The following is a 6,338-nucleotide window of genomic DNA, read 5'->3' as shown; positions in this document are numbered from 1 at the left end:
CCGGTGCCAGACGATGGCTGGGTGTGGGAGCAAGGCCCTGGGCCAGCGAAAGCAGCGGTGCCAGCAGCACAAGGCAGACGGTTCGCGGGGGCGATGAAGCGGGATACGGAAATGAAGCAGGCGCGCGCATGGCGATCTCCAGACAACGGACGAAAAAGGTGTTGCGCTACCGCCCGGGCCACCCTGTTTCAGGGGGGCTCAGGCTGTGGCAGACGCACTTCGGGCGTTGGAGATCAGGCGATGGGTGGTTTGATGGTCAGTGCGGGAGGCGCACTGTCAAACCGTGCAGACGCCGTGGGCAGCGCGGTGCCCGGGCGGCGGAGAGCGCACGACGCTGCCGGGGCGGCGTCGTGCATTGCCGAATGGCAGATTTCGCAGGCGGAACATGCGGCAGAGTGGTGATCGTGTGCAGCACACCCCACCAGTTCACCATCACACGCGGATGCCGCAGCAGCATGCACGGCATGGTCATCGTGATGGGCGATGGCGTGATCGCCTTCCTGCATTTCTGCAGCCATGGCCTGTGCGGCCTGGTCAGTCGTGTGCTCTTGTGAAGTCGCGTATGCCGCTTCGGCTGCCACCAGGTGGCTGTGCTCCTGCGCATGCGGCGCGCTAGCAGGAAGCAGGGGCTGCAAGACCCCGGCGGCCATGGCGGTGCCGGTAAGTCCCCGCAGGACCAGCACCACCATCAACACGAAATAGAGGCCGCGACGCATGTCCCAATGATACGGCGGCACGCCTCAAGGTTCCCAAAAGGTTACATCTCCGGCCCCCGGCCCTTGGGGCGGCCACCAGGCACTGCGGGCAAATGGGGGTGCAGATGTAGGGCGGTTCGGCTTACGATGTAACAATGCGTTCGGTGCATCTCCTGGCCCTGCGGTGCCTGGAATGACTGTGCAAGACGAAAGGTCGGTATGCCTTCCTGGCTGGTGGGAACCTGGAGTACGTTGTCTGCGCGAATCCGCTGGCTGGTTCTGGTGGCGACCCTGCCCGCCGTGCTGCTGGCGGTTTACCAGGCACGGTCGCACCGCATGGACGCCATTGCCGCCGCAGAGAACCAGGCTTTGGGCACGCTGCGGGCCGTGGCAGCCAGCCAGCAGCGCCTGATTCAGAACACCCGCGATTTTCTGCAGAAGCTTGCTGCCATGCCCTCGGTGCACCGGCCGGCGGAACCCGAGTGTGGAAGGTACCTGGCCGAGGTGCTGTCGCTCAACGCCACTTACGTCAACATTGGTGTGCCACAGGCCAGTGGCGATCTGCTGTGCAATGCCCGCCCGTTGAAGGCGCCCGTGAACGTGGCGAACCGGCCCTATTTCCAGCACGCCATCACCGCCCGGGAGTTCTCGGTGGGGGCTTTTCAGATCGACCGGGCTGCCCAGGTTGCGAGCGTCAATTTTGCGGTGCCTGTGGTCCCGCCGGGCAGCCAGGAGGTGGTGGGCGCTGCAGTGGCCGTGGTGTCGCTGGAGTGGTGGAGCCTGCGGCTTGCCGATCTGGGCCTGCCACCCGGCGCCGTGGCGCGTGTGACCGACGCCGATGGGCGCGTGGTGGCGCGTTTTCCGCCCGATGGGGCCGAACTCGGAACCCAGTTGGCCGATGCAGATTTCAGCGCGGCGCTGCAGCGCTCTGCCGAAGGGGTGCTTCAGCGCAGCAATGCGGCCGGATCACACCAGTTGATGGTGTTTCAGCCGCTCATAGAGTCGGGTGGAAAAACGGTTGCCACCATGAGTCTGGCTGTGCCACTGGACCAGCTCTACGCCACTGCCAACCGCAACATGTGGACCGAGGTGGCCTTCTTGCTGGCTGGCCTTGCGCTGTCTTTCCTGCTGGCCCAGCAGGGCGTGCGGCGGGGCGTGATGAAACCATTGCGGCGCCTGTTGGACGCCACCGACGAACTTGCCCAGGGCCGTTATGCCCCCCAACCCCTCGCCACCGGCCTGGCAGAGTTGACCGAGTTGGGTCAGCGTTTTGACCGAATGGCGCTTACGCGCCAGGGCGCCGAGGCCCAGTTGCGCCAGAGTGAGGAAAACCTGTCCATCACGCTGAATTCCATTGGTGATGGGGTGGTGGCCACGGATGCGCAGGGCCATATCACACGCATGAATGCAGTGGCCGAACGCCTGACAGGCTGGCCGTTGCCCGAGGCACTGGGCAAGCCGCTGACGGACGTGTTTCGCATCGTCAATGCCAGCACGCGGGAGCCGGTGGTCGATCCGGTTCGGATGGTGGTGGCCAAGGGCGAGGTGGTGGGGCTGAGCAACCACACGACCTTGCTCGCGCGGGACGGTGCCGAATATCAGATTGCGGACAGCGCGGCGCCCATTCGCAATGCGCAGGGGCAGATTGTCGGTGTCGTGCTGGTGTTCAGCGACGTGACCGAGGCCTACCGCGTGCGCAAGCAACTGGAAGACAACGAAGCGCGCTTTCGCACCCTGACCATCTTGTCGTCTGACTGGTACTGGGAACAGGACGCCCAGTTCCGCCTGACCCATGTGGACGGAAGCGACAAAGACCGTCTGCTGCAGGAGGCGGCCGCGTACATGGGCAAGACGCGCTGGGAGTTGGCAGGCCCTGGGGTGAGCGAAGCCCGCTGGCAGGAGCACCGCGAGCTGCTGGAACGCCATCAGGAGTTCCGCGATTTCGAGTTCCAGCGGAAAGACCTTTCGGGCCAGCTGCACTGGCTTTCGGTGAGCGGCACACCCATTTTTGACGTGAACGGAACATTTTGCGGCTACCGGGGCGTGGGCAAGGACATCACGGCGCGCAAGCGCGATGAAAACGAACTGCGCATTGCGGCCATTGCGTTTGAGTCGCAGGAGGGCATGATCGTCACCGACCGAGAGACCGTCATCCTGCGCACTAACAGGGCCTTCACCAAAATTACGGGCTACAGCGCGGAAGATGCGGTGGGCAAGCGATCCAGCCTTCTCGCGTCGGGCCACCACGACAAGGCTTTTTTCGACGCCATGTGGGGCAGCCTCTCGGACACCGGTGAATGGAAAGGCGAAATCTGGAACCGCTGCAAAAGCGGGGCGGTCAACCTCCACTTCATGGGCATCACCGCCGTCACGGACGGAGGGGGCGAAGTCACCCACTATGTCGGCACGCTCAGCGACATCACCCAGCGTGCCCAGGCCGCGCGCGAGATCGAGCATCTGGCCTTTTATGACCCGCTGACACACCTGCCCAACCGCCGCCTCATGCTGGACCGTCTTCAGCAGGCGTTTGCCACCAGCGCGCGCACCGGCCTGCATGGCGCGCTGTTGTGCCTCGATCTGGACCACTTCAAGACCCTGAACGACACACTGGGCCATGACATGGGCGATGTCTTGCTGCAGCAGGTTGCGCAGCGTCTGGCGGGATGTGTGCGCGAAGGCGACACCGTGGCCCGCCTGGGCGGCGATGAGTTTCTGGTGCTGCTGGAAGACCTGGATGCGCTTGCCACCGACGCGGCTGAGCAGGCACAGAATGTGTCCGAGAAAATACTTGCCGCCCTGAACCAGCCTTACCAGCTTGCCTTGCACCATGTGCACAGCACGACCAGTGTGGGAACCGTGCTGTTCAGCGGCCAAAGCCAAACGGTGGTAGACGTCGTCAAACACGCCGACCTGGCCATGTACGCCGCAAAAACAGCGGGGCGCAACGCGATCCGGTTCTTTGATCCGATGATGCAGGCGGCGGTCTCTGCCCGCGCTGCACTGGAAAACGACCTGCGAACTGCGTTGTCTGCCGGGCAGTTTTTGCTGCACTACCAGATCCAGGTGGGCTGTGGTGTACGCCCTGTCGGGGCCGAGGCGCTGATCCGCTGGCAACACCCGGAGCGCGGCATGGTCCCCCCTTATGAGTTCATTCCTTTGGCTGAAGAAACGGGGCTCATACTGCCCATAGGCCTGTGGGTGTTGCAGACCGCGTGTGCTCAGTTGCGCCGCTGGCAGGGCAACCCCGCCACGGAACAGCTGCAGTTGTCCGTGAACGTGAGCGCGCGGCAGTTCCGGCAGCCCGATTTCATGGAGCAGATTCGCACCGTGTTGCTGCAAACCGGTGCGCGGCCCGACCGTTTGAAGCTGGAACTGACGGAAAGCCTGGCGCTGGACAACGTGGACGACACCATCACGAAGATGAACGCATTGCGCGCCCTGGGTCTGCGGTTTTCTCTGGACGACTTTGGCACGGGGCAGTCATCGCTGTCCTACCTCACGCGTCTGCCGCTGGACCAGCTCAAGATCGACCAGAGCTTTGTGCGCAACATTGGCATTCAGCACACCGATGCGCTGATCGTGCAGACCATCATCGGCATGGCGCAGAGCCTGGGAATCGACGTGATCGCCGAAGGCGTGGAGACGGACGCGCAGCGGGCGTTTCTGGAAAAGCACGGCTGCACGCTCTTTCAGGGTTACCTGTTCAGCCGCCCGGTGCCGATCGGGGTGTTGGAACAGTACCTGCAGGCACGGGCAGCCTCTGTTTGAGTTCTGGCCCGTGTGTTCTGGCCCGGCTTACACCGCCATGTAGCGCCCGGGCCGATGGTTCATCGCCAGGACCAGGTTGAGCGCCACGGCCCCGGCAATGGACCAGGCAACGCGCAGGGGTTCCACCGTCCACAGCGCCAGCAGCACGATGCAGCAGTCCACCGCCATCTGGACCTTGCCGGCGCGCCATCCGTACCGGTCCTGCAGGTACAGCGCGGCAATGCCCACGCCCCCCAGGCTGCAGCGGTGGCGAAACAGCACCAGAAACCCCGTGCCCGTGATCAACCCACCTGCCACGGCCGCATACAGCGGCTGCAACTGCGCAAACTCCAGAAATTGAGTCTGCAATTCGGTCAGCAGCGACAACAGCAGCACAGCAATAAACGTCTTGACCGTGAATGCGCGCCCCAGCTTGCGCAGGGCGAGCCAGTAAAAGGGCAGGTTCAGCACAAAGAAGATCTTGCCAAAGCCGATACCCGTGGCGTAGTGCAACAGGAACGCAAGGCCTGCGGTTCCCCCGGTCAGCAGGCCTGCGCTGGTGAAAAAAGCAACCCCTACGGAAATGAGCAGCACGCCAGTGAAGATGGCCACAGCATCTTCCGTGAGCGTATGTGGCACCACCACAGGAGCGACCACTTGCGCAGGGTTTGGCAGGGAAGGGGCGTGGGGTGCAGGCGGGTTGGACATGGTGAGCGCAGGCGGGCAGGGCGGCGGGTGCCGGTCAGGGGAAAGAGTCGCAGATTGAAGCATGCAAGCCCTGTGCCGGACTTGTCCGCCGTCAAGAAGCGGCGTGTCTGTGGGGGCTTCGGTCCTGGAAAACTGGTCGCTCCTTGGCTGTTTTTTGGCCGATTCTTGCAATCTGCTTTAGATGTAACACCTGCAACGCACAGCGATGTGGGGCTGGGGCGGCAGCGTTCCTGCGAAAATAGCGGGCTTTGCCCATTGCGGGGACCTGCTCCCTGACGCCCGCCACCCTTCGGGGGGGCCGGTGCCATGGACGCCTCAGATTGATGTACCAGCCCCACCGACTCAACAGCTCCAGACTTGTGCTTTTGCTCCAGCAATGGACGCAGCCACACGGTGGATCGGCGCGCCAGGATGTGGCGGAGCAACTCAGCCAGTGGCTCAGTACCGTGGATGCGGTCAAGCTCAGCCGGGCGCTGCATGCTCTGGAGTCCAGCCAAACCCCGGCTGTCACTACGCTGGGGCGGGGGACGGTGGATGTGCGCGCATTGCAGGCCAGCCTTCAGTCCACCCGGGCCGAGTTGACGGACTTGGTCACGGCCAAGGCCGCGCCTGCCAAACCCGTGCGCGAGCGTGCCGACAACACCCCTGTCGACGGCCCGGACCCCGAGGCCGGGGCAGATTTTGCAGTCCACGCGGCGCGTTATCTGGCGCTACAAAAGCAGATGGATGCCAGACTGGCTGCCTTGCGCGCGCTGATTCGGCAGAGCTTGTCGATGGGCCCCGAGGGCCTGCGTCGGCTGGCCCTGCTGGATGCGGTGATGGACCAGATGCTGGGTGCGCGTGAGCAAAGGCTGTGGGCGTCGCTACCCGGCCATCTGGAGCGGCGGATGGCGCATTTGCGCGCAGCCCACCAGCAGCAGCTGGAGGCTGCAGGGCGAGACGATGAGCCGCAGCGCTGGGCGCTGCCGGGCGGCTGGCTGTTTGCCTTTGAGCAGGACTTGCGGGCGCTGCTGCTGGCCGAGTTGCAGGTGCGGCTGGAGCCCCTTGCTGGTTTGCTGGAAGCGGCGCAGAGCCATGACTCCCATCGCCGCACCACCCACCGTCCCCCCACAACCACGAAGACCCCGGAACCGGTAACAGGAATGATCGAATGAACAAGAGTGTGATGGCCGCCATCTTTGCGGTGGG

Annotated in this window: 4 protein-coding genes; 2 read left to right on the top strand and 2 right to left on the bottom strand. The window is 64.1% G+C overall.

The genetic code is table 11. From position 1 onward, the window contains the following. Positions 1-233 precede the first annotated feature (233 nt). Positions 234-716: a hypothetical protein gene (locus NFX52_RS29000; RefSeq protein WP_055400129.1), complete on the bottom strand. Its 483-nt coding sequence runs from the start codon at positions 714-716 to the stop codon at positions 234-236. Positions 717-914: 198 nt separating this feature from the next. On the opposite strand from NFX52_RS29000, the gene NFX52_RS28995 reads away from it, so the two are divergent. Then, entirely contained in the window at positions 915-4,463 is a 3,549-nt protein-coding gene (locus tag NFX52_RS28995) for an EAL domain-containing protein (protein ID WP_252635951.1), read from the top strand. Positions 4,464-4,490: 27 nt separating this feature from the next. Here NFX52_RS28995 and NFX52_RS28990 read toward each other — a convergent pair whose 3' ends face one another. Further along, positions 4,491-5,150 (bottom strand): YitT family protein, encoded by a 660-nt coding sequence (locus NFX52_RS28990; protein ID WP_055402949.1) that lies wholly within the window; start codon positions 5,148-5,150, stop codon positions 4,491-4,493. A gap of 323 nt (positions 5,151-5,473) precedes the next feature. Between NFX52_RS28990 and NFX52_RS28985 the strand changes: the two genes are divergently transcribed. Beyond that, a complete protein-coding gene (locus NFX52_RS28985) occupies positions 5,474-6,304 on the top strand; it encodes a DUF3348 family protein (RefSeq protein WP_055402951.1) in 831 nt (276 codons plus the stop codon). Positions 6,305-6,338: the final 34 nt, after the last annotated feature.

Source organism: Acidovorax facilis (genome assembly GCF_023913775.1).
Classification (GTDB): domain Bacteria; phylum Pseudomonadota; class Gammaproteobacteria; order Burkholderiales; family Burkholderiaceae_C; genus Acidovorax; species Acidovorax facilis.
Note: the sequence above shows the minus strand (reverse complement) of the source record. Positions and strands in the feature narration are given on the sequence as shown.